Annotated in this window: 1 pseudogene; it reads right to left on the bottom strand. The window is 43.1% G+C overall.

The window, feature by feature from the left end:
- Positions 1-262, bottom strand: a pseudogene (locus tag AAEY75_RS15720) (site-specific integrase); the annotation flags it as partial.

Raw genomic sequence — 262 nt, 5'->3', positions numbered from 1 at the left:
CTGTCCAAAACGCCAATACAAAATATAACCAATATACAGCTTCATCTTTACCATGTTTGTCATGCAACCAGGTAAGCAGGCGCTCCATTTCATCGCGGCTAAATGGGTCCGGCGGTGGGGCTTGATGCTTAGTATTTTTTATCTTATCGACTGGATTGGTATGGATGACGCTATCATCTAATGCAATGCCAAAAACGCCGCGCAAGGGGATTAGGTTGTTATTACGTGTCTTTTCACTAGACCAAATAATGTCCGCTATCAA

The sequence above is a fragment of the Psychrobacter sp. TB55-MNA-CIBAN-0194 genome (genome assembly GCF_040309505.1).
GTDB lineage: Bacteria > Pseudomonadota > Gammaproteobacteria > Pseudomonadales > Moraxellaceae > Psychrobacter > Psychrobacter fozii.
This window is presented reverse-complemented; position numbering and strand designations above follow the sequence as displayed.